The organism is Tsuneonella aeria (assembly GCF_009827495.1).
Taxonomy (GTDB): Bacteria; Pseudomonadota; Alphaproteobacteria; order Sphingomonadales; family Sphingomonadaceae; genus Tsuneonella; species Tsuneonella aeria.
In genome coordinates, this window is the sequence record NZ_WTZA01000001.1 from 1,813,820 (window position 1) to 1,833,294 (window position 19,475).

21 protein-coding genes are annotated in these 19,475 nt (G+C 65.9%); 16 read left to right on the forward strand and 5 right to left on the reverse strand.

What is annotated here, in order from left to right; translation table 11 throughout:
* Positions 1–2: 2 nt before the first annotated feature.
* From purH to rpe, 3 genes are read right to left on the reverse strand one after another with little or no spacing between them, the layout of a single operon-like run.
* Positions 3–1,592: a bifunctional phosphoribosylaminoimidazolecarboxamide formyltransferase/IMP cyclohydrolase gene (gene purH / locus GRI40_RS08845; RefSeq protein ID WP_160610972.1), complete on the reverse strand. Its 1,590-nt coding sequence runs from the start codon at positions 1,590–1,592 to the stop codon at positions 3–5.
* A 7-nt stretch (positions 1,593–1,599) separates the two neighbouring features.
* Positions 1,600–3,477 (reverse strand): heparinase II/III family protein, encoded by a 1,878-nt coding sequence (locus GRI40_RS08850; protein ID WP_160610973.1) that lies wholly within the window; start codon positions 3,475–3,477, stop codon positions 1,600–1,602.
* Positions 3,477–4,139, reverse strand: coding sequence for a ribulose-phosphate 3-epimerase (gene rpe / locus GRI40_RS08855; RefSeq protein WP_160610974.1), 663 nt, complete (start codon positions 4,137–4,139; stop codon positions 3,477–3,479). Before rpe ends, GRI40_RS08850 begins: the two co-directional genes overlap by 1 nt.
* Before the next feature lie 248 nt (positions 4,140–4,387).
* Here rpe and GRI40_RS08860 point away from each other — a divergent pair, with 248 nt between their 5' ends.
* Positions 4,388–4,885, forward strand: a complete 498-nt coding sequence (locus GRI40_RS08860) for a DUF2141 domain-containing protein (RefSeq protein WP_160610975.1) — start codon at positions 4,388–4,390, stop codon at positions 4,883–4,885.
* Here the strand turns inward: GRI40_RS08860 and GRI40_RS08865 are convergent.
* Together GRI40_RS08865 and GRI40_RS08870 are read right to left on the reverse strand one after the other, a co-directional pair.
* Positions 4,876–5,790, reverse strand: a complete 915-nt coding sequence (locus GRI40_RS08865; RefSeq protein ID WP_160610976.1) for a hypothetical protein — start codon at positions 5,788–5,790, stop codon at positions 4,876–4,878. The two genes, GRI40_RS08860 and GRI40_RS08865, sit on opposite strands and share 10 nt — an antisense overlap.
* On the reverse strand, positions 5,787–6,749 hold the full coding sequence (locus GRI40_RS08870; RefSeq protein ID WP_160610977.1) for a diacylglycerol/lipid kinase family protein: 963 nt from the start codon (positions 6,747–6,749) through the stop codon (positions 5,787–5,789). The genes GRI40_RS08865 and GRI40_RS08870 overlap by 4 nt, the downstream gene beginning before the upstream one ends.
* An 83-nt stretch (positions 6,750–6,832) precedes the next feature.
* Between GRI40_RS08870 and GRI40_RS08875 the strand changes: the two genes are divergently transcribed.
* The 15 genes from GRI40_RS08875 (at position 6,833) to GRI40_RS14025 (ending at position 19,387) form a co-directional block, all read left to right on the forward strand.
* Complete coding sequence (locus GRI40_RS08875; RefSeq protein ID WP_160610978.1) at positions 6,833–8,032, forward strand: M20 metallopeptidase family protein; 1,200 nt, start codon at positions 6,833–6,835, stop codon at positions 8,030–8,032.
* 97 nt (positions 8,033–8,129) lie between these two features.
* Entirely contained in the window at positions 8,130–9,668 is a 1,539-nt protein-coding gene (locus GRI40_RS08880; protein ID WP_160610979.1) for an AMP-binding protein, read from the forward strand.
* 140 nt (positions 9,669–9,808) lie between these two features.
* Entirely contained in the window at positions 9,809–10,324 is a 516-nt protein-coding gene (locus GRI40_RS08885) for a GNAT family N-acetyltransferase (protein ID WP_160610980.1), read from the forward strand.
* Positions 10,325–10,347: 23 nt separating this feature from the next.
* On the forward strand, positions 10,348–10,848 hold the full coding sequence (locus tag GRI40_RS08890; RefSeq protein WP_160610981.1) for a hypothetical protein: 501 nt from the start codon (positions 10,348–10,350) through the stop codon (positions 10,846–10,848).
* Between the two features lie 45 nt (positions 10,849–10,893).
* Positions 10,894–12,060: a tyrosine-type recombinase/integrase gene (locus tag GRI40_RS08895; protein ID WP_160610982.1), complete on the forward strand. Its 1,167-nt coding sequence runs from the start codon at positions 10,894–10,896 to the stop codon at positions 12,058–12,060.
* On the forward strand, positions 12,060–12,599 hold the full coding sequence (locus tag GRI40_RS08900) for a hypothetical protein (protein WP_160610983.1): 540 nt from the start codon (positions 12,060–12,062) through the stop codon (positions 12,597–12,599). Before GRI40_RS08895 ends, GRI40_RS08900 begins: the two co-directional genes overlap by 1 nt.
* Positions 12,600–12,686: 87 nt before the next feature.
* Complete coding sequence (locus GRI40_RS08905; RefSeq protein ID WP_160610984.1) at positions 12,687–12,854, forward strand: helix-turn-helix domain-containing protein; 168 nt, start codon at positions 12,687–12,689, stop codon at positions 12,852–12,854.
* 726 nt (positions 12,855–13,580) lie between these two features.
* Positions 13,581–15,875, forward strand: a complete 2,295-nt coding sequence (locus GRI40_RS08910; RefSeq protein WP_160610985.1) for a DUF3987 domain-containing protein — start codon at positions 13,581–13,583, stop codon at positions 15,873–15,875.
* Between the two features lie 252 nt (positions 15,876–16,127).
* Positions 16,128–16,571 carry a hypothetical protein gene (locus GRI40_RS08915; protein WP_160610986.1) on the forward strand — a complete coding sequence of 148 codons (444 nt, stop codon included), beginning with the start codon at positions 16,128–16,130 and terminating at the stop codon, positions 16,569–16,571.
* A 2-nt stretch (positions 16,572–16,573) separates the two neighbouring features.
* On the forward strand, positions 16,574–16,807 hold the full coding sequence (locus GRI40_RS08920; protein WP_160610987.1) for a hypothetical protein: 234 nt from the start codon (positions 16,574–16,576) through the stop codon (positions 16,805–16,807).
* A 1-nt stretch (position 16,808) separates the two neighbouring features.
* Positions 16,809–17,078 carry a hypothetical protein gene (locus GRI40_RS08925; RefSeq protein WP_160610988.1) on the forward strand — a complete coding sequence of 90 codons (270 nt, stop codon included), beginning with the start codon at positions 16,809–16,811 and terminating at the stop codon, positions 17,076–17,078.
* Between the two features lie 55 nt (positions 17,079–17,133).
* Positions 17,134–17,499: a Rap1a/Tai family immunity protein gene (locus tag GRI40_RS08930; RefSeq protein ID WP_160610989.1), complete on the forward strand. Its 366-nt coding sequence runs from the start codon at positions 17,134–17,136 to the stop codon at positions 17,497–17,499.
* Between the two features lie 99 nt (positions 17,500–17,598).
* Entirely contained in the window at positions 17,599–18,081 is a 483-nt protein-coding gene (locus tag GRI40_RS08935) for a hypothetical protein (RefSeq protein WP_160610990.1), read from the forward strand.
* A 129-nt stretch (positions 18,082–18,210) separates the two neighbouring features.
* The gene (locus tag GRI40_RS08940; RefSeq protein ID WP_160610991.1) at positions 18,211–19,005 is read left to right on the forward strand and encodes a hypothetical protein; all 795 of its coding nucleotides are present in this window, start codon (positions 18,211–18,213) and stop codon (positions 19,003–19,005) included.
* Entirely contained in the window at positions 18,995–19,387 is a 393-nt protein-coding gene (locus tag GRI40_RS14025; RefSeq protein ID WP_160610992.1) for a transglycosylase SLT domain-containing protein, read from the forward strand. The genes GRI40_RS08940 and GRI40_RS14025 overlap by 11 nt, the downstream gene beginning before the upstream one ends.
* Positions 19,388–19,475: the final 88 nt, after the last annotated feature.

The following is a 19,475-nucleotide window of genomic DNA, read 5'->3' on the forward strand; positions in this document are numbered from 1 at the left end:
GATCAGTGCCGAAAGTGGCGCATTCCCGTAAATACCATGGCGAGACCGGCCTCGTCCGCCGCGCGGATCACCTCCTCGTCGCGGATGGAGCCGCCGGGCTGGATTACGGCCGTGGCACCCGCTTCTGCGGCCGCGAGGAGGCCATCCGCGAACGGGAAGAATGCATCGGACGCCACCGCGCTGCCCACGGTGCGCGGCTCCGCCCAGCCGAACTTGTCTGCCGCTTCGGCAGCTTTCATTGCGGCGATGCGACTTGAATCGCGGCGGTTCATCTGACCGGCCCCGATCCCTGCGGTGATCCCGTCCTTGGCATAGACGATCGCGTTTGACTTGACGTGGCGCGCTACGGTCCAGGCGAACAGGCAGTCCTTCAATTCCTGTTCGGTCGGCGCGCGCCTGGACACGACCTTGAGATCGGCTTTGGTGATCGCGCCGTTGTCACGATCCTGCACAAGCAGGCCGCCCGCGATGATCGCCAGCGTCTGCCCTGGTCGGCGCGGATCGGGGAGATCGTCCGTAAGAAGCAGGCGCAGGTTTTTCCTGGCTGCAAAGGCCGCGCGGGCCGCCGCGTCGGCACCCGGCGCGACGACGACTTCGGTGAAGATCTCGCAGATCGCCTCCGCGGTCGGTCCGTCGAGCGGGACGTTGGTCGCGACGATGCCGCCGAAAGCCGAAACGTCGTCGCACGCGAGCGCACCTTGCCAAGCCTCCAGCAAAGTCCCGGCCTGCGCGACACCGCAGGGGTTGGCGTGCTTCACGATCACGACAGCGGGCCGCTGTCCGCGAAACTCCGCCGCCAGCTCCAGCGCGGCATTGGCATCGTTGTAATTGTTGTAGCTCAGCTCCTTCCCCTGCACCTGTTCGGCCTGGGGGAGGCCTTTCGTATGCGGCCCGGCCGGCACGTAAAGTGCCGCGTTCTGGTGCGGATTCTCACCATACCGCAGAGTGCCCTTGAGGGTCCGGGTCATGCTTACGGATTGCGGGAAGCGTTCCTGCTGGTCGGCAGAGGCGAACCATTGCCCGATCATGGAATCGTATGCGGCGGTGGCGGCGAAGGCCTTGGCCGCCATGCGCCGGCGGAAGGCCTGCGAAGTGCCGCCGTCATGTGCGGCAAGCTCGTCCAGCAGTTCCGGATAATCGGCGGGAGAGGTCACGATCGTTACGAACTGGTGATTCTTGGCGGCCGAACGCACCATCGACGGTCCGCCGATGTCGATGTTCTCTATCACTTCGTCCCGCCCGGCACCGCGCGCCACGGTCGCTTCGAAGGGATAGAGGTTCACGACCACGAGGTCGATCGCGCCGATCTCGTGCGCCTCCATCGCGGCGGCGTGTTCAGGGTTGTCGCGAACTGCCAGCAATCCTCCGTGGACCATCGGATGGAGAGTCTTCACCCGGCCGTCCATCATCTCCGGAAAGCCGGTCAGGTCGCTCACATCGCGCACCGTCAACCCCGCGTCGCGCAGCGCCTTGGCCGTGCCGCCGGTCGACACAAGCTCCACGCCGCCCTTGGCGAGCTTCATGCCGAGGTCGACCACGCCGTCCTTGTCGGACACCGAAAGCAGTGCCCGCCTGATTGTCACATCCGTCACTTCGAGATCATCCCATCTTCTTGAGCAGCCATGAAAAGCTGCCGCCGCTCCTCGGCGTCAGACCGTGCAGAACGATCTGCTCTATCGGTTGCGGGCGTCCCTGCCCATCCACCCACAGGCTTTCCTCGATGGACAGCGCTACCCCTTCGGCCAGCTTGCCGATGCGGAACTGCCAGTAGCTGCCATCGGGCAGGGACAGGCCGGCGCCCCGGCCGTCCTTGCTCAAGCCCATTTCGATGCCTGGCCCGACATGGAATCGGATGGCGAAGGCGATCTTGCCCCGTTTACCGCGGCGGCCGGCCGGCACGAGGAGGTCCTCGCCCCGCATTTCCGCGCCATCGTCGCGCAGGATCAAGATACGTCGGTGGAGCAGCCCGTGGCGGCTGACGTAGCCGTCATGACTCGCCTCGAGCCGGGTGGCGCCGCCGTTTTCGAGCGCGAGGACGCGGCGGTCGATTTCCACTTCACCGACGCCGGCCCCCAGCTTGCCGTGGAGGAGGACTGCGGTCGAATTGGCATTGTCGAGCACGAGTGTTGAGTGGGCCGCAGTGCCGCGGAGGCCCTGTTCGATGCGGGCGGGAACTTGCCCGCCGGCGAATGCGGCCCCTCCGCAATTGACGATCAGACGCTGCGATCCGTGACTGAACTCGAAAGCGAGCGTCGATGCGCAGCCGGAACGAGCATGGCGCGCAAGCGGCGGCGGAGCGGCATCGAACTGGAGCACGGACTTGCCCGCCGTGACCCGCTGGTATCCCCATTGGCGCGCATCCTTGAGGGGGCGGGTGCGCACCCCGCTCGCCGCAACCAGCGCGGAAATCCGCTCCGCCGAAACGGCACCGGCACCTTGCCATGAACCGAGCCCGCCGTCGCTGTGCAGCAAGCCGAGAAGCGGCGGCACCAGCAGCCCTGTCATCGTCTCGAGGGCATCGGGTGGGTCGCGGCGAACTGCGCGATAGCAGGCCCTGAGAGCGGTCAGCAGCGTGATCGCTTCGGCCTGCGCCAGGGGGCTGCGGGACAGCACACCGCCATCGTCCGCGACCAGTTCGCCCAATGCGCGGATCAGTCCAGCCTCGCCATGAAGGCGGCGCGGCTTGCCGTCGGGAAGAAGGAGGCCGGCCGCCACGACCGCCGACCATCCTGCAACCTCGCCCAGCCCGTCCCGGGCCTTGCCGGCGTTGCGGTCGAGCCAACGGGCGGTCGCTTCCATTTCCGAGAGCACGCGGCCGCGCAGGCGGGCGTCCGGGCCTGATAGGATCAGGGGCGCGTGCACCAGCCAGCCAAGCAGGCGCCATCCTGCGTACTCGACGTTCCACGCCGGCCCCGCCCGGGTCCGCTTGCCGCCGGCCTCATTTGCGTCGAGCCAGGCGGTGAGGACCCGTTCGGCGGTTGCGGTGCACTGCGCGCGCGCCGCGCAGCTGCCGAGGTCGTCAAGCCAGGTGAACCCGTGCACCGTCCGCTCGACGGGAGGAGCAAGCCGGGCGAGAGGCGAAAAGTCCATCTGGGTGACCGGCAACTTGACCCCGTGGATCAGGAAATGCCCTGCGCGAAGCGCCATTCCAGCGGACCGATCGCCTGTCAGCGAGCTTTCGACCGTCGCGAGGAGGCGCGGACGGGCGGGCTTGCCGAACGGCCGGGCGAGCGTGGCACACGAAACGCCCATGCGATAGGCAAACCGGATCAGCGCATCGCCGGGGCCGACGGCGGGTGGTGCAAAGTCGGCAAGCGCAAGTGCGCGACCCGCTTCCCCGATTTCGTTTGTCGGGTTGCTTTCCGCGTGAACCGACGGCCCGGTGACCAGCGGTTCGGATCTGGGGCTCAGGGGAATGGCCGCGCCGACCGCCGGCTGCGAAGCGGCGCGCCGCTGCTCGAGCGCCGCGCCGGCCATCAGCCCAGGCCCTTGAGGGCGGCGATATTGGCCGCGTATCGTTCGGGCCCGCCCTTGAATGTCGCCGAACCCGCGACCAGAACGTCCGCGCCTGCATCGACGCACTGTCGCGCGGTGACCGCATCGACACCGCCATCAACCTCCAGGTGAACCGGGCGGCCGGCCCTGTCGATCATCTTGCGCACTGCCTCGATCTTGCGGAGCTGGCTCGCGATGAAGCTCTGCCCGCCGAAGCCGGGATTCACGCTCATGACCAGCACGAGATCGATCTCGTCGATCAGGTAGTCCAGCATCTTGGCCGGCGTGGCTGGGTTCAGGCTGATGCCCGCCTTCTTGCCCAACGCCTTGATCGCCTGCACCGTGCGGTGGACGTGCGGACCGGCCTCCGGGTGAACGGTGATCACATCCGCGCCGGCATCGGCAAACGACTGCAGCCATGTGTCCACCGGGCTCACCATCAGATGCACGTCGAACGGCTTGTCCGTATGCGCACGCAGCGCCTTCACCACGCCCGGGCCGATCGTCAGATTGGGCACGAAATGGCCATCCATAACGTCGACGTGGATCCAGTCCGCGCCCGCAGCGTCGATCGCGCGCACTTCTTCGCCCAGCCGCGCGAAATCGGCCGAAAGTATGGATGGGCTGATGAGCGGGCTGGTCATGGACGGGGCAGACGCTTTCCTGATGCCTGCATTTCGCTAAACCATCCCGCGCTGCAGGGCACAAGCGGATGCACACCCTTTTCCACACTACCCCCGACCACACTATCCCCGCCCGCTGCGGGCGCCCGCAGCGCCAGTTCAGTGGCAATTAAGGCCCGCGACACCATATCGGCCCCCGAAACAGGGGCGTTTCGGCCGCGCGCGGCCATGAACCTGCGCATCGGCCGGCCCCGCCACAGGGATACCCCATGTTCGCGAAGTCCACCCGAATTACCGCCTTCCTGCTTGCTCTTGGCACTGTCGCGCTCGGCACCGCCGCGCCGGCCGAGGCGCAGTATCGTCAGAAGATCGGCAACGACATGGCCCAGTGCCGCGCGGGCAGCGGACCCGCCGCCCTGGTCACGGTGAGCGGCATCACGGGCGGCGGCAAGGTGCGGGTTCAGGCTTATCGCGCCACTTCGGGCGACTGGCTGAAGTCCGGCCGCTGGCTGAACCGTATCGAAGCGCCGGCGCGGCCGGGCACCATGACATTCTGCGTGCCGCTCCCTCAGTCCGGTTCCTATGCCATCGCGGTCCGCCACGATGTCAACGGCAACGGCAAGACCGATCTTTCCAGCGACGGCGGCGGGATGTCTAACAACCCTTCGATCAACATCTTCAATCTCGGCAAGCCGGGCGTCGACAAGGCTTCGTTCGCGGTCGGCAACGGGCCGAAAGCAATTTCCATCCGGATGCGCTACATGTGATCGGATCGGCGCGCGGCCTTTCGCCGGGCGCGCCAGAGCCGCAGCAGCACTCCGGGTGCCGCAAGCACCGGGTGCCGCTCGCGCCATGGGGTGAGCGGGACCGGAATCCCAGTGTGCCGCTCGATCTTCCACGCGGCGTATCCGGCCGCCCCGTCGAACGTGGTGCTGGCCTTCAGAAGACGCAGCACGTTGAGCGGTTTGCCAAGACGCGCCCGGCCGTTCCACCATGCCAGGACGCGCCGCCGCTCCGCCGGCGGAATGCGTGGCGCGATTTCGTTTCCGTCCTGCTCGAACGCGATGCCCGCTGCACTCCAGGCGAGGGGCAACAAGCCCGAGAAATGCCCAGGGTCTGCCGCCAGTATGCTGTCCTCCCGCCCCTGCTTTTCCACGCGCAGCTCCGCGCGGTAGGTGGCGCGGAAAAGCGCCCGCCAGAAATCCTCAGCCGTCCCGTGCGGCGGACCGAGCGCGGCGGCAAGTCGGCCGGCGGTGCACGCAGCATCGGCGATCGCCGTCACGACCTGCGCACGCGCCTCCTCATCCGCTGCCCAGGCCAGCGCTGACGGCTGCACGAAGCGCGCCCAGATGGTAGTGTCGCGCGACATCCCGCGCGCGGCCCGGGCGAACGTTTCCATCGACATGGCGGCGATCTTTGCGCGCACTGGTCCGGGCGTCCCCGCCCATTCACGATAGGATACCCGGGGCCAGATTCGTTCCCGCTGCCGCCACGGCAAAAGGACGTAGAAATCCAGCACCCCTTCGAGCGATCCCGTCCTGAGGTTCGACCCGTAGAACAGCACCGCGCGCGCACCGGTTTCCTGCCCAATCATGGCTGCCGCTGCGCGCACCTCGGCGGTCACCGGCGCGTCAAGCGTGGCGCTGACACGCGATTCCAGGGCGGACGTCACGGCACCACGAAACGCAAGGCAGGGCCGGGCGTGATGACGTACGATCCGGCCGGAAACGCCTCGCCATCGAGAATGAACCGGTCGCCCAGATCGAGTTCGATCCGGTCCGTGGAGCAACGATGCACGCCCGCCTCGCGCAGCCAGTCGCCATTCCACCCGAACGCGATCATCGGAATCGTTGCCAGCACTCTCCGGCGTGGGTGATCCATCACCGCCAGCTTCAGGCCGCGGAGATCGCCGAATGGCTTCATCCCGAAGGGATAGCGTTCGAGTGTCGCAGCGAGCAGGAACGTACGGCGGTCCGGATCGCCCTGGCCACCATGCGGCAGCTCGGCGGCATCGGCACCGGTGCGCACGCGCATCGGGGCGCCCCGCCGCCAGACGTTGCGGTCAGACCCGAACAGGCCCTGGAGGACACCCCAGGCGGCCGTGGCCGCCACCGCAACGCTGTCGAACGCGCCGAGGCGATGCGCGTCCTGACCCGCGCGCACGGCGGTGGTGAAGATGCCGGCCCCGAACACGAAGCCGAGCATCGTCCCGCCGCCTTCGCGATCGCTCACGCACATCGGCCGCCGTTCGATGCGGCTGCCGCGCGCCACGGCATCGATCACGCCCGCCAGCGTCCAGTGGTTCGGCGCGCCCAGGTCCACATTGAGCGCATTGGTCTTGCCTGCCGGTATGACCGCGAATTCGGGCCAGTCGTCCTCGTACACCGCGAGACCTGCGGTCAGCACGTCGCGAACCGTACCGTCCCCGCCGCTTATCGCTATGCACCGCACGCCCTGTTGGCGGAATCCTTCCAGGACGGCAGTCAGCTCACCGCGCTGGGCGGGAGTGGCGACGATCACGTCGGGGCGGCCGGCCACTTCGCCCGCCAGCGCACGATTGCGGTGGCTGCGCGGGTTGAAGATCAGCCCGATCTTCGGCGACGCTGATGGTGCGGGCGGCATGGCGGACATGGGTCCGGCGCCTTTAGACGCCCACCGCGGGGCGTGCCAGAACACTTTTGCCCGCGCCAGCGCCGCGCGTTATCGTCACGGGCATGCTTCATCCCGACCTCATCGATTCGGCCCAGGCGCTTTCCGACCGGATCGTCTCGCTGCGCCGCGCCATCCATGCCGAGCCGGAACTGGGGCTGGACACTCCGAAGACCCTTGCCAAGGTGCGTGCCGCCCTCGCCCACCTGCCGCTCGAGTGGCGGGAAGGGGGCTCCACCACGGGGGCGGTTGCCACGTTGAAAGGCGCGAAGCCCGGCCGCCGGGTGCTGCTGCGGGGCGACATGGACGCGCTGCCGATGGAGGAGCAGAGCGGCCTTGCGTTCGCATCGACCATCCCCGGACGCATGCATTCCTGCGGCCACGATACCCACACGGCCATGCTCGCTGGCGCGGCCGAGCTGCTCGCGGCACGTCAAAGAGAATTCTCAGGCGAGGTACAATTCATGTTCCAGCCGGGCGAAGAGGGGTTTCATGGTGCGCGCCACATGCTCGAGGACGGTTTGATCGAGCCGCTGCCCGAAGCCGCCTTCGCGCTGCACATCATGCCCAACGCCCGTCACGGCGCGGTCGCTGGGCGAGCCGGTGCGCTGATGGCGAGTGCGGACCAGCTCGACATCGTGATCGAAGGGCGCGGCGGCCATGCCTCGATGCCGCACCACACCCTCGATCCCGTGCCGGCCGCCTGCGCCGTGGTGACGGCTTTGCAGGCAATGGTCACGCGCCGCTTCAACGCGGCGGAGGCGGTCGTGGTGACGGTGACGATGATCGAGGCCGGATCGGCCCACAACGTGATCCCCGACAAGGTGACCCTGCGCGGCACGATCCGGACGCTGACCCCGCGCAACCGGACGCGCGTTCACGAACTCGTCGCCGAGACAGCGCAAGGCATCGCGGCCGGCCACGGCGCGGCGGCGCACGTCACCATCACCCCGGGCTTTCCGGTCACCGTATGCGACGCCCGCGCGGTCGCCATCGGCGAGGGGGTGACGACCGCGCTGTTCGGCGCCCGGGACTGGATCGCCCTGCCCGCGCCGATCATGGGGGCGGAGGATTTCTCCTACGTCCTCGAACAGGTGCCCGGCGCGATGTTCTTCCTCGGTGTCGCGGCAGAGGACAACGAGGACTGGCGCAGCGCCTGCGCCATCCATAGCCCCCGGATGTACGTCGACGAGCGCGCGCTGCCCCGCGGCAGCGCCCTGCTGGCCGGCTGCGCGCTGCGTTTCCTGGAGCGCGGCTTCGACTAGCGCCTTGCACGCGCCGCCTGCGTGCAGCAACCTGCCCGAGCCGAGGGATTCGCCGCGCGAGACGGCAGACGCTCGGGGCCGTGATGGGGAGAGGCTGATGAATTATCCCGACAATTCGCGCACCCTGAGCGAAGCGCTGGACCAGTGGGCGCGCGCCATTCCGGGCAGCGTGGCGCTGCGCCATGGTGAGGTCACGGTCGACTGGCGCACCTATGATCGCCACGCCACACAGGTCGCCAACGGCCTTGCCGCCATGGGCCTGAAGCGGGGCGACCGCGTGGTCTATCTCGGCAAGAATGGCTGGCGCGCCTGCGAGCTCGCCATGGGCGCGGCGCGCGCAGGCATGGTGATCGTGCCCGTTATCTGGCGTCTCGCGCCGGTGGAGATCGCCTACATCGTCGAGGACGCGCAGGCCGCCGCGCTGTTCGTCGAACCGATGTTCGAAGGCCAGGCATTCGAGGGCCCGCGCATGACGATGGACGACGCGTTCGACGCGTGGCGCGACGGGCAGAGCGACGCGCCCGCCGCGGCCGCCATCGACCGCGGCGACGTGTTCCTGCAGCTCTACACCTCCGGCACCACCGGCATGCCCAAGGGGGTCATGCTGACGCACCGCAACGCCACCGTGCTGCGGCCGATCATGCAGGACCAGGGCCTTGGCTGGTTCAGCGCGGCCCCGGGCGACACGCTGATCCACGCGATGCCGTTCGGCCATATCGCCGGCGTGGGATCGGTCACCAGCGCGGCGAACGGCGGGCAGGAACTCATCATCCATACCGAGTTCGATCCGGCGCTGATCCTGAAGGACATCCAGCGTTACCGCGCCAAGTGGGCCTTCCTGGTGCCGGCCGCGCTGGCGATGATGCTGGACCATCCCGATGCGAAGGACGCCGACTTCTCGGGGCTCGAAGGTATGGCCTATGGCGCGAGCCCGATCCCGCTCGACCTGCTGCAACGCGGGGTGGAGCGGCTGGGCTGCGATTTTGCGCAGATGTACGGCATGACGGAAACCTACGGCACCGTCGTCAGCCTGGCGCCCGAGGATCACAGGCCGGGGCGGGAACATGTCATGCGCTCCGCCGGCAAGGCCCTGCCTTCGGTCGAGATCCGCATCCTGGACGAGGACGGCAACCCGCTGCCGCCCGGCACGATCGGCGAAGTGGCGATCAACAGCCCGACCAACATGACCGGTTACTGGAACAAGCCGGAAGAAACCGCGCGCGTGCTGTCCCCCGACAACTGGCTGCTGACCGGCGATGCCGGGATCATGGACGCGGAAGGCTATCTCTACATCCAGGACCGCATCAAGGACATGATCATCTCGGGCGGCGAGAACATCTATCCCGCCGAAGTGGAAAGCGCGATCTACGGCCACCCCGACGTGGCCGACGTCGCCGTGATCGGCGTGCCGGACTCACTGTGGGGCGAAGCGGTGAAGGCCATCGTCGTCCCCCGCCCCGGCACCGCGCCCGAACCCGACAGGGTGATCGACTGGGCCCGCCAGCGCATCGCCGGCTTCAAATGCCCCAAGACCGTGGACGTGGTGGATGCCCTGCCGCGCAATCCTTCGGGCAAGATCCTGCGCCGCGAGTTGCGCGCGCCATACTGGGAAGGGCGCGACCGGCAGGTGAATTGAAGGGCGTCCCCCGCCATTCCGGACCGGCTCCCGATTGCGCAGGAAAGCAACGCCCGCGGGCAGGCTCGGTGTCCCAGGTCGGACGCGGACGTTCAGCAAAACGATCCCTCGACGTTCGCGGGTCGGCTAGAAGGCGCGGGATGACACAGGGCACAGCGCAGGTTCGGCTCGATCCGCTCCAGGTGTCCGATGTCGAGGCCGTTCTTGCGATCCAGCACGATGTCTATCCCGCAGCGCTGGTCGAGGACCGCCCGGTCTTCCTCAGCCGGATCGCGCTGCCGCGCAGTTACTGCCTGGCCGCGCGGGAAGGGGCGCGGCTCATCGGCTATCTGGTCGCGCATGGCTGGTTTGCGAACGCGCCCCCGCCGCTGGGGGCGGTCCTGACCGCCGAAGCGCCAGGCGATGTCCTGTACATCCACGACCTGGGCGTTTCGCGCGAAGGCCGCGGCTCGGGTATCGGTCGGACGCTCGCCCTACGCGCGATGGAATTGGCCGCGGGCGATGGCATTAAAGAGGCGCAGCTCATCGCCGTCGGCGGCGCGGAACCGTTCTGGAGACGCCTCGGCTTCGCGGAAGGCGCGGCTGCGGCCCGAATTCGGCCGAAGCTGCAAGGCTATGGCCCCGGCAGCAGATGGATGACCCGCCGGATCGGGTGATCGGGTCCGCCCGGGCGCATCAGATGTTCGACTGGTCCGCCGGAACGTCGGGCGGCAGCGTCGCGGCGCCGCTTTCCTCACTGCATTCGAACGCCACATCGCGCGGCCTGTTTGCGCCTGCCGCGCCTGGCAGCAAGGATTTCGCCGAGTGTTCGGGAAGTGGGGCGCTTGTTCCGACTTTCCCCGCTCTTGGCGCTGGTGAAGGCGTGTCTTTCCCAAGGCGCAGGGAATCAGCTCCAGCGTCGAACATCGACAGCCGCAGGGCGTGCCGTCCCCTCGTGACGCCTTCTGCGCTCACGTTGCAGTACAGATCGGGGCAGATATTCCGGGACAACGTCCGCATCGGCCGCGAGTGCATGTCTTCACGATGCCGGGCGAATCAAGAAACGGCTGAAAACCCATCATTCCTGCACTGGCGCACCCGACAGGACCATAACTGCCTATTCGCGATCATTCGCCACCAGCCGCGCTTCCCCTTGTGTTCCCTGTTGATTCCGCACTCCCGTTTCGCCTTTGTTCGTTGACCTTCGCGCCGAACCGCGCGAAAGTGTGGGAACAAGGTGGGGAACATGGCGAAGCTGAATGCACTGCAGGTGAAAAATGCAAAGCCGGGTCGCCACGGGGATGGCGCCGGGCTCTACCTGCTCGTCAAGCCAAGCGGTTCTAAATCATGGGTGTTGCGTGTCCAGCGCGATGGCAGGCGGCGGGACGTTGGGCTCGGCTCGCTTGCTGCTCTGAGTCTGTCTGAGGCGCGCGAGAAAGCGGCGGAGCTTCGCAAGCACGCCCTGAATGGCCGCGACCCGATTGCGGAGCGGGACCGCGACCGGCGGCCAGCGCCCACCTTCCGCGAAGCCGTCAAATACACCCACGAGCAGATGAAGGCCGGTTGGGTCGACAAGAACGCCGCGGCTTTCCTGACATCGCTTGAGACCTACGCCTACCCGGCGCTCGGCAACCTGCGCGTCGACACCATCGAGGCTGCTCACATCCGCGACATGCTGGCGCCGATCTGGACCACGAAGCCGGAGCTGGCGCGGAAGGTGCGCATGCGCGTCGGCCAGGTTCTGAATTTCAGCCATTCGAAAGGGTGGAGATCGACCGAGGCTCCCGGGAAGACTGTGTCGATCGGTCTGCCCAAGCAGCCGAAGGGCAAGAACTACCTCGCGATGCCCTATGCCGACGTGCCCGGCTTCGTGCAGCAGCTGCGTTCGAAAGCCCCGACACAGGGCCGCCAAGCACTCCAGTTGCTGATCCTGACCGCATCAAGGTCCGGCGAGATACGTCGCGGGCGCTGGGGCCAGGTCGATCGGGCAAAACGCCTTTGGAACCGCCCAGCCGACATCATGAAGGAGCGGATCGCGCACAGCGTCACTCTGAATAAGCCGGCATTGGCTTTGCTCGCGGAGATCACCGAGGCAGGCGGGTCGACGAAGCCGGACGCGCTCTTCTTCGCCAATCGCCATGGTGAGCCGATCTCCGACATGACCATGAACAAGGTGCTGCGCGATGCCGGGCTCAAGTGGAACGTGCATGGCTTTCGCAGCTCATTCCGGGACTGGGCGGCCGAGCAGATGCCGGAGATCCCTGACCCCGTGGTCGAGGCGGCGCTTGCACACGAAGTGCCCGACAAGGTTGTCCGCGCATACAAGCGCACGAACTTCCTAGAGATGCGGCGAAAGTTGCTGGACGCATGGGGCGAGTTTCTTGACCAATCCTCTCTGTCGGCAAATGCATAGTGGCGCAGGACAACGATCTTCGGCTCAACATCAGAGCGCTCGCGGCCCTCGGGGGGGCAAGCGCGTCTTGGCGTTCCGACCTCGCAGAACTGTTTTCATCCGACGCCCCTCTTGAGCCTTGGCTTAGGGAGCGGTTGGCGGCCGCCTTTCTCAACGAAAAGGACACGGGGGCGCGACTTAACTTGGCTAATCACGATGGGGATCGCCGCCACCAGGAAAGCGTTTCAGCGCGCCACGACTGGATGAAAATCGGTCGTTGGATCAGCTCAAGGTGGGCGGCGAGCGGCAATAAAGAGCAGGCTATCTGGGATGCCAGCGAGCACTTCGGCATCAGCGAAGGCAAGGGTAAGAAGTCGATCGAGTACTTCCAAGCGGCGGGCCCGAGAATAGAGCGAGCGCTGAAGACTGATGCGGGCACTGGCTTGGACCGGGCAACGATCGAGCAGATTTATCATGCGCTCGACTCTGACCCAGAAGATCGGACATGCTTCCGTCAGATCAACAGAGACCTGCTACGCGACCTCGGGTTATCGCAGTAAAGTGCGATAGGTGGCCCGCTATCGCCGTGTCCCATAACTGGATTGCCGTCCGCCAGCGCCCATGCTGGTTCATTGGAGTACGGCAATATGGAACCCCTCACCGTCACGATCGCGGATACCCAGCGAGTAACAGGTCTTGGACGTACGAAGCTGTATGAGCTTATCGGCGACGGAAAACTCCAGGTAGTGAAAATCGGTCGCCGCACCCTGGTGCGCACCGACAGCATTCGCGCCCTCGTGGATCAGGCCGCGTGATCGGCCATGCTCGAAATGAACGGGTTCGGCTCCCGTAAACGCCGAAGCCGCCACCCTGGGCAAGGGCAGCGGCTCGAAATGTCTCTGGCGGGACACCAAGTATCTAGCACTAGCCGGCAGGTTTTGAAAGCCTCCGAAGAGCTTTCGAACGCTGTCATTCCGCCCTTGATCGCCAAGCATATTGGCGCCGCGCACCTCGCTGTGCTCATGGCCGGCGGTGATGTATGAGGCGCCTCGATAATCTGGCGCTTCATCGCGCGGTGCCCGTTCGAGCCATCTACCTTCGTCGGGTTTCCGGAGGGCAATGGCAGGCGACTTACTCCGGCGATCAATGGACAGGCCCGTTTCACACCCCACCGGGAGAACGTTGGCTCGTCCGGGATGCAGTCCTGCGAGCAGACGTGCGACACGGCCTCCCGATCGTCGACGAGGATGGACCGGCGACGCCGGAGCTCTCACTCCCCAACGTGAGGCGCTTTGATGTCCGGTCGGGAGACGCGGCATGAGCGCGCGCCTTCATGATGGACAATGGTATGTCGAGTGCGGCCGCCTTCCGTACGCGCGCCGTGACGGAACGGAGACAACACTCGTTCGCTGGCTCTCGCAGTGCGCCGAGTGTGGCGGCGAATTCACGTTCTCGACGCCAATCTCATCGACAAAGTTCCAGCCGAACCGGCGCTGTCGAATGCATCGGCAGCCAGGGCATCGCGTCCGGAGGCCGGAATCATGAGCCTTCTTCACCAGATCGCAGACGTGATGGGCGGTGATGTTCAGGGCAACCGCGCCATATTCCCCACCCCGGGCCATAGCGCGAAGGATCGCGGAAGCTGGGCGAGCATCGAGCCTGGTGCGCCGGACGGGCTCCTCGTTCATTGCAGCAACGCGGATGGCCGGACCGCGCTCGAGATAAAGGACCTTCTCCGTGATCGCGGCATTCTCGCGCCGCTTAAGCGCCGTGACGATGTCATTCCGTGGCGTCCACCCGTTCGCGAGGTGCAGGTAGCCCCCAGTCATGCCGTGCGGCTGGCTGCCGGTCAGTCCGTTGTGGCGACCTTTGAATACTTCGGTTCGGACGGGGACCTCCTTTACCGCAAGCACCGGGTCGAGCCGGGGCGCGAGCGTCCAAAGGACTTCTTTTACGATCATCCCGACGGCAAAGGCGGCTGGCTCCCCAAGCGCGGATGCGAGCCGGTTCCTTATCGCCTGACTGACTTGATCGCAGCGCCACGCGACGTTCCCATGTTCATGACGGAAGGCGAGGCAAAGGCCGATCGGCTGGCAAGCTGGGGCCTCCTCGCCACCTCTCACAAGGACTGGAAGAGCTTCGAATTCTCCGGATACGTGAAGGGTCGCACCGTGTTCATCCTTCCGGACAACGACGAGACCGGCCTCAGGCTGGCTCAGAGTGCTTTCGAGGCGGTCGAACGGGCGGAGGGCAAACCGCATTTGATCGAGCTCCCCGGCCTGCCCACTGGAGGTGACATTCTTGATTGGGGCGGAACTGCTGCGGAACTCGTCGCTCTTACCAAAGCTGCGGCGGCTCAACAGTCTCCGAGGCCGGAGCCAGTCGACCTCTGGCAGCACTACGGCGCGCCCGAGTTGCCACAAGGTCTTCTGCCCGAGAGCGTGGAACGCTTTGTCCGCTCTCATGCGGACATCATGGGCGTAGATCCCGCTGGCCTCGCCATGGCGACGCTGTGTGTCTGCGCCGCGACCATTCCTGACTCGATCAAGCTACAGGTGAAACGGCACGATCCGACTTGGTGCGAAAGCGCCCGGCTATGGGTCGGGCTCGTCGGGTCCCCGTCAATGAAGAAGACGCCGATCATGAGCGCTGCGCTTCGTCCCCTGAAACGCATCGATGCAAACCTGATGCGGGCCTTCACAGAGAAGCGGCAGCAATACGACGCGCTGACGGCGAAGGAGCGCAAGGAAGCCGATCGACCGAAGCAGGAGCGCCGGATCATCTCGGACGCAACGGTCGAGGCCGCGCAGGAAGTTCTGCGTGATTCCCCGCGGGGAGTGCTCTCCGCCCAGGACGAGCTTTCCGGCTGGTTCGGCCAGATGGACAAGTACGCTCCCGGCAAGGGCTCGCAGGCGGACCGGGGGTTCTGGCTCCAGGCGTTCAATGGCGGGTCCTACAGCCTCAACCGCATTGCTCGCGGCGCGTCGTACATTCCGAACTGCTCGATCAGCCTGCTCGGTGGCATCCAGCCGGAGCCAATGCGTGCGATCGCCGGAGACACGCATGACGATGGCCTGGTCCAGCGCCTGCTGCCGGTGATCCTGCGCCCCGGAAAGGTTGGGCGCGACGTGCCGGCCGACGCCACGTTGACCGATTACGAGCGGCTCATCGAACGGCTGGAAGTCATGCGGCCGCCGGTACGCAGCGGACCGATCGGCTATGGCGACACGCCGTCACCTTTGAAGCTGAGCGATGCGGCACGGTCAGTGCGCGAAAGGCTGGAGCAGGAGCACCTGGATCTGGTCCGCGCGCTTGAATGCGTGTCACCGAAGCTCGCGGCCCACTTCGGCAAGTATGACGGCCTGTTCGCCCGCCTGTGCGTGCTTTGGCATTGCGTCGACAACGCCGAGCAGTTGCATCCGCCAGCCGAGGTATCAGGCGACACAGCGAACTGCGTTGCCGCTTTCATGGAGCAATTCCTGCGTCCGAGCGCGATCGCCTTCTATGCAGGCATTCTCGGGCTATCCGCTGGCCATGAGCAGCTGGTCGACCTGGCGTCGTGGATCGTCGGCACGGGCGTCCAGGAGGTGAAGGCTCGGGACGTCCAGAGTTCTTCGCAGTCGTTCCGCCACGTAACCGCGGACGAAGTTCGGACGCTGTGTGAGAAGCTCGAGGCGTTTGGCTGGGGCGAATGGGCCGAGCCTGCGCCCAAGAGCAACAAGCCGCGCTTTCTCGTCAATCCATTGGTCCACGAACGATTCGCCGATCGGGGCAAGGAAGAGATCGAGCGGCGCGCTGCCGCCCGTGAAATCATCAGGAGCACGCTATGCCGGTAAGTTGCTGTCAGGGGTCACGAGACCACATTCGATTTCAGGTCCTGACTCCCATCGGCACCAGCCGTCGTTCAGGCTTTCCGCCCTCAATATGAATACGCAGCCTAGTTGCTGTCAGATGCTGCTTGCGCGCACGAGATATAAAAAATTCTCGGCCCTCTCTCTTGCAGGAAATTCCCAAACGCATCGCGCGCGCAAGCAGCAACTAGCAGCATCTTCTTCGAGGCCCAGGCAAGACACGGTCGGGGCGGCGTAATGACCCAGCCGCGAAAAAACGCGCCCACAACGCGAGGCCGGCCATTCGAACCCGGCAATCCAGGACGGCCGAAGGGTGCGCGCCATCGCACGACGCTCGCGATCGAGGCCTTGCTGGAAGGCGAGCACGAAAAGCTGACGCGGAAGGCCGTAGAGCTCGCACTCGGAGGGGACACGACCGCGCTGCGTCTTTGTCTCGAACGGCTGGCTCCCGCGCGCAAGGACGCGCCGGTCTCTGTCGAATTGCCGCGGATCGAGAAACCTGCCGACGCCGTGGCGGCATCAGCGGCCCTCATCGAAGCCGTCAGCACCGGCGAGATTACGCCCGACGAAGCCGGTCGGGTGATGACACTCCTCACCGCGCACCGGACCATTCTCGAAACCGCCGAACTCGCAGCCCGCATTGCGGCGCTCGAGGAAGCACGTACCCCCAGAAGGAGCTAGACATGTCCTCAATCTCAAATCGCCTCGGAAAGCTGGAGCGCGAGCAAGCCGCGTCAGGTGGATCACGACGTGTCGCCGACATGACGGACCGTGAATTGATTGCCGACATTCTCGAAGGCGAAGGGATTCCACCGACAGAGAAAGCGATCGACGAGCATCTGCGCCGTTTCAACGAAACTGGCGTTCTGCCCGGCCGTCCGGCTCAGCCTTTTGCAAGCAAGCCGGAGGGGAATTGAAATGAGCATGGAGAAGCGGCTCGCGAAACTGGAGCACCTCGCCCGTTCTTCGGCGCATTCCGACCGGGACCCGGGCGTCACTGAGAGCGACATGCGCCAGATTCGCGCGGTGGCCGCAACCGTTGGAAGCGCGTCCGAACTGGAGGCCTATCTCTCCACGCTCGAGCCCGCCACTGACGGCGGTGTCATTTCCCTGGACGACCGTCGCCGCTCGGAGGCCACGCGGAAGGCATTCGCACGTGCAGTCTTTGAGGAAGTACACACTCGATAGGACTGCGGTGGTGGGGTACCATGCCCAATTCACGGCAGCGGCAGGGAATGATGAAATGAGGTTTCGATTGGTCAGCTTGATTGCTCTCGCTGCGCTGAGTCAGCCGGCGCTATCTCAAACGAAACTCTCGATCTTCAAGTCGGGCAATGATCTGCACTCCGCATGCGGAACCGACCTGAATGCGCCCACTGGCCTGATCGAGCACGGTAACTGCATGGGCTATATTCAAGGCACGATGGACGCCTACATGACGTTTCGCGCTGAAACGAACCAGCCGAGTTGCTTCGCCGCAGGAGTAACGGGCGTGCAGGTGCGGGATCTAGTAGTGGCGCAATTGCGCGAGAATCCGCAGGAGAGGCATAACACTGCGGCTCGGCTGGTTGTGAAGGCGATCAGCCCGTTGATCGTTCCCTGCGCATAAGCTTGCCTTTCGGGCCGAAAAATGTTAGGTCCGCTGCATCCTAAGTGCCGTTGAACTCCCTCAGGCGCTTCCGAAGACCTTGGAAGCGGAGTTCATGCTGTGGCCGAATCCTGCGATCAGATAGAGCCGAACGGGGCGTTGCCGCCGATCGCTGCGGCGATAATTCGGAGTGCCGCCTCCGGCGACCTCGCGGCCCAGCGCCGCATACGGCAGGCTTGGTGCGATCGGCTCGATCCTGCCCGGCCGGCTGGCGCAAATGACGACATGATGGCCGCGAGCGGTCTCTTCGTCGCGCGCATGTGCGCAGCCAACGGCGACCATTCCGACGCACAGATGCTAGCAACGCTCCTGCTGACGGCAGGCGCCCGTCTGCATGACAGCGGTCGGGTCCCGCTCGGCTGGGAGTTCATCGCAGAGAGCCTCTCGCTCTATGAACGCATGTCCGCCGCAGGCGACGTAGAAGCCACTGACATCGTCGACGATCTGGTTCCGACGCTCCCATGCGAGGTGGTGGCGCGCGCCCAGTTCTACGCCCGTCGTGAAAAGGAGGCGTCCGATGCGTCGACCAACCCTGAGGCTTAAGAAGCGCCAGCCGCTGCCCGCTGACCACGATACGATCGTGGCGAGCGCCTTGGTAGCAAGCAACGCAGCCGGTTTCTTCGGACTGCGCAGGCGCGAGCCGACCGTTCGTATCGCAGAAGGAGCGCCCGAATGACCGCTCGCCAGCCCCAGTCAGCGGCCGAGGCTAGAATGCTCGCTCTGCCTGCCGGGCTTTTCGACATGCGGCATCCCGGTCGCTTCCCAGCACCCGCCCCCGCGGCGGACTTGGCGTCTGCCACTCCCGGGCTTGGCACGCCGCTCTCGCCCGCACCGCAAGCCTTCGTTTGGGGAAGCGGTGGCAAGCGCATGTCGCCCGAAGATATCGAGATCGCGCGCCACCTCGCGGCTCAGGAGATCGAGGAAGCGGGCAGCACGGCTCCCGTCGGGCACTGGCTTCAAGGGGCTGCGCGCGCCCTCGGCGGTATAACCGGTGCGCTCGAAATGCGCCGGGCCGATCGCGCCGCAGCGCAGAACGCCGAGCGGCAGAGGGTTGTCGCTCAGGCGCTATCGACGGGCTCCAAGCTGGACGACGGCTCCGATCCGGTTGCCGCGGCCTTGCTCGACCCTCAGTTGCAGCGGGCCGGACTCGCCGCGCTCGAGGCTCGCACTCCCAAGCCGGTCGAACCGGTGATTCAGCGTGCGAACAACGGTGACATCATCGGCCTGAATCCGATGACCGGTGAGGTGATGTTCACCCGTCCCGATCCGAACCCGAAGCCGGTGCTCAACTGGCAGAAGGTCGACAACGGCGACGGCACGTTCACCTTCATGCCGTTCGATGCGGAGGGGCCCGTCAGCGGTGCTGCTGCGCCTTCTCTGCCCACCGCGCCAGTGGGCAAGCTCACTCCGATTACCGAAGGAGGACCGACGCAACCCGCGTCGGATAGGTTTCCCGGTGGGAGTTAGCGCGAGCACCCTCGATGCAGTCACGGCGCACGGCGAGAGCCGCAATCGCGACTACATCAACGGCAGGCCGGTCACCTCACCGGCTGGCGCACGGTTCGCCATGCAGGTGATGCCTGAGACAGCGCGCGACCCCGGCTTTGGTCTTCGTCCTGCCAATCCGAATGATCCCGCCGACATGAACCGGCTCGGGCGCGAATATCGAGCCGAGATGCAGCGGCGCTATGGCGGCGACCTGCGCAAGATGTGGGCCGCCTACAACATGGGACCGGGGGCGTTCGACAGGTTGCTCGCGCGTCACGGTGAACATGGCTGGTTCGCGAATGCTCCGCCCGAAACCCGCAAATACATTTCCGGCAATCTCGCCACCCTAAGGAATCGCTGATGGCACAGGCACGCGACGAGGCAGGTAACGTCTGGGAGGTGGACGCCCAGGGCAATCCCATTCGGCTGGTCCAGCCGGCGCAACAGCG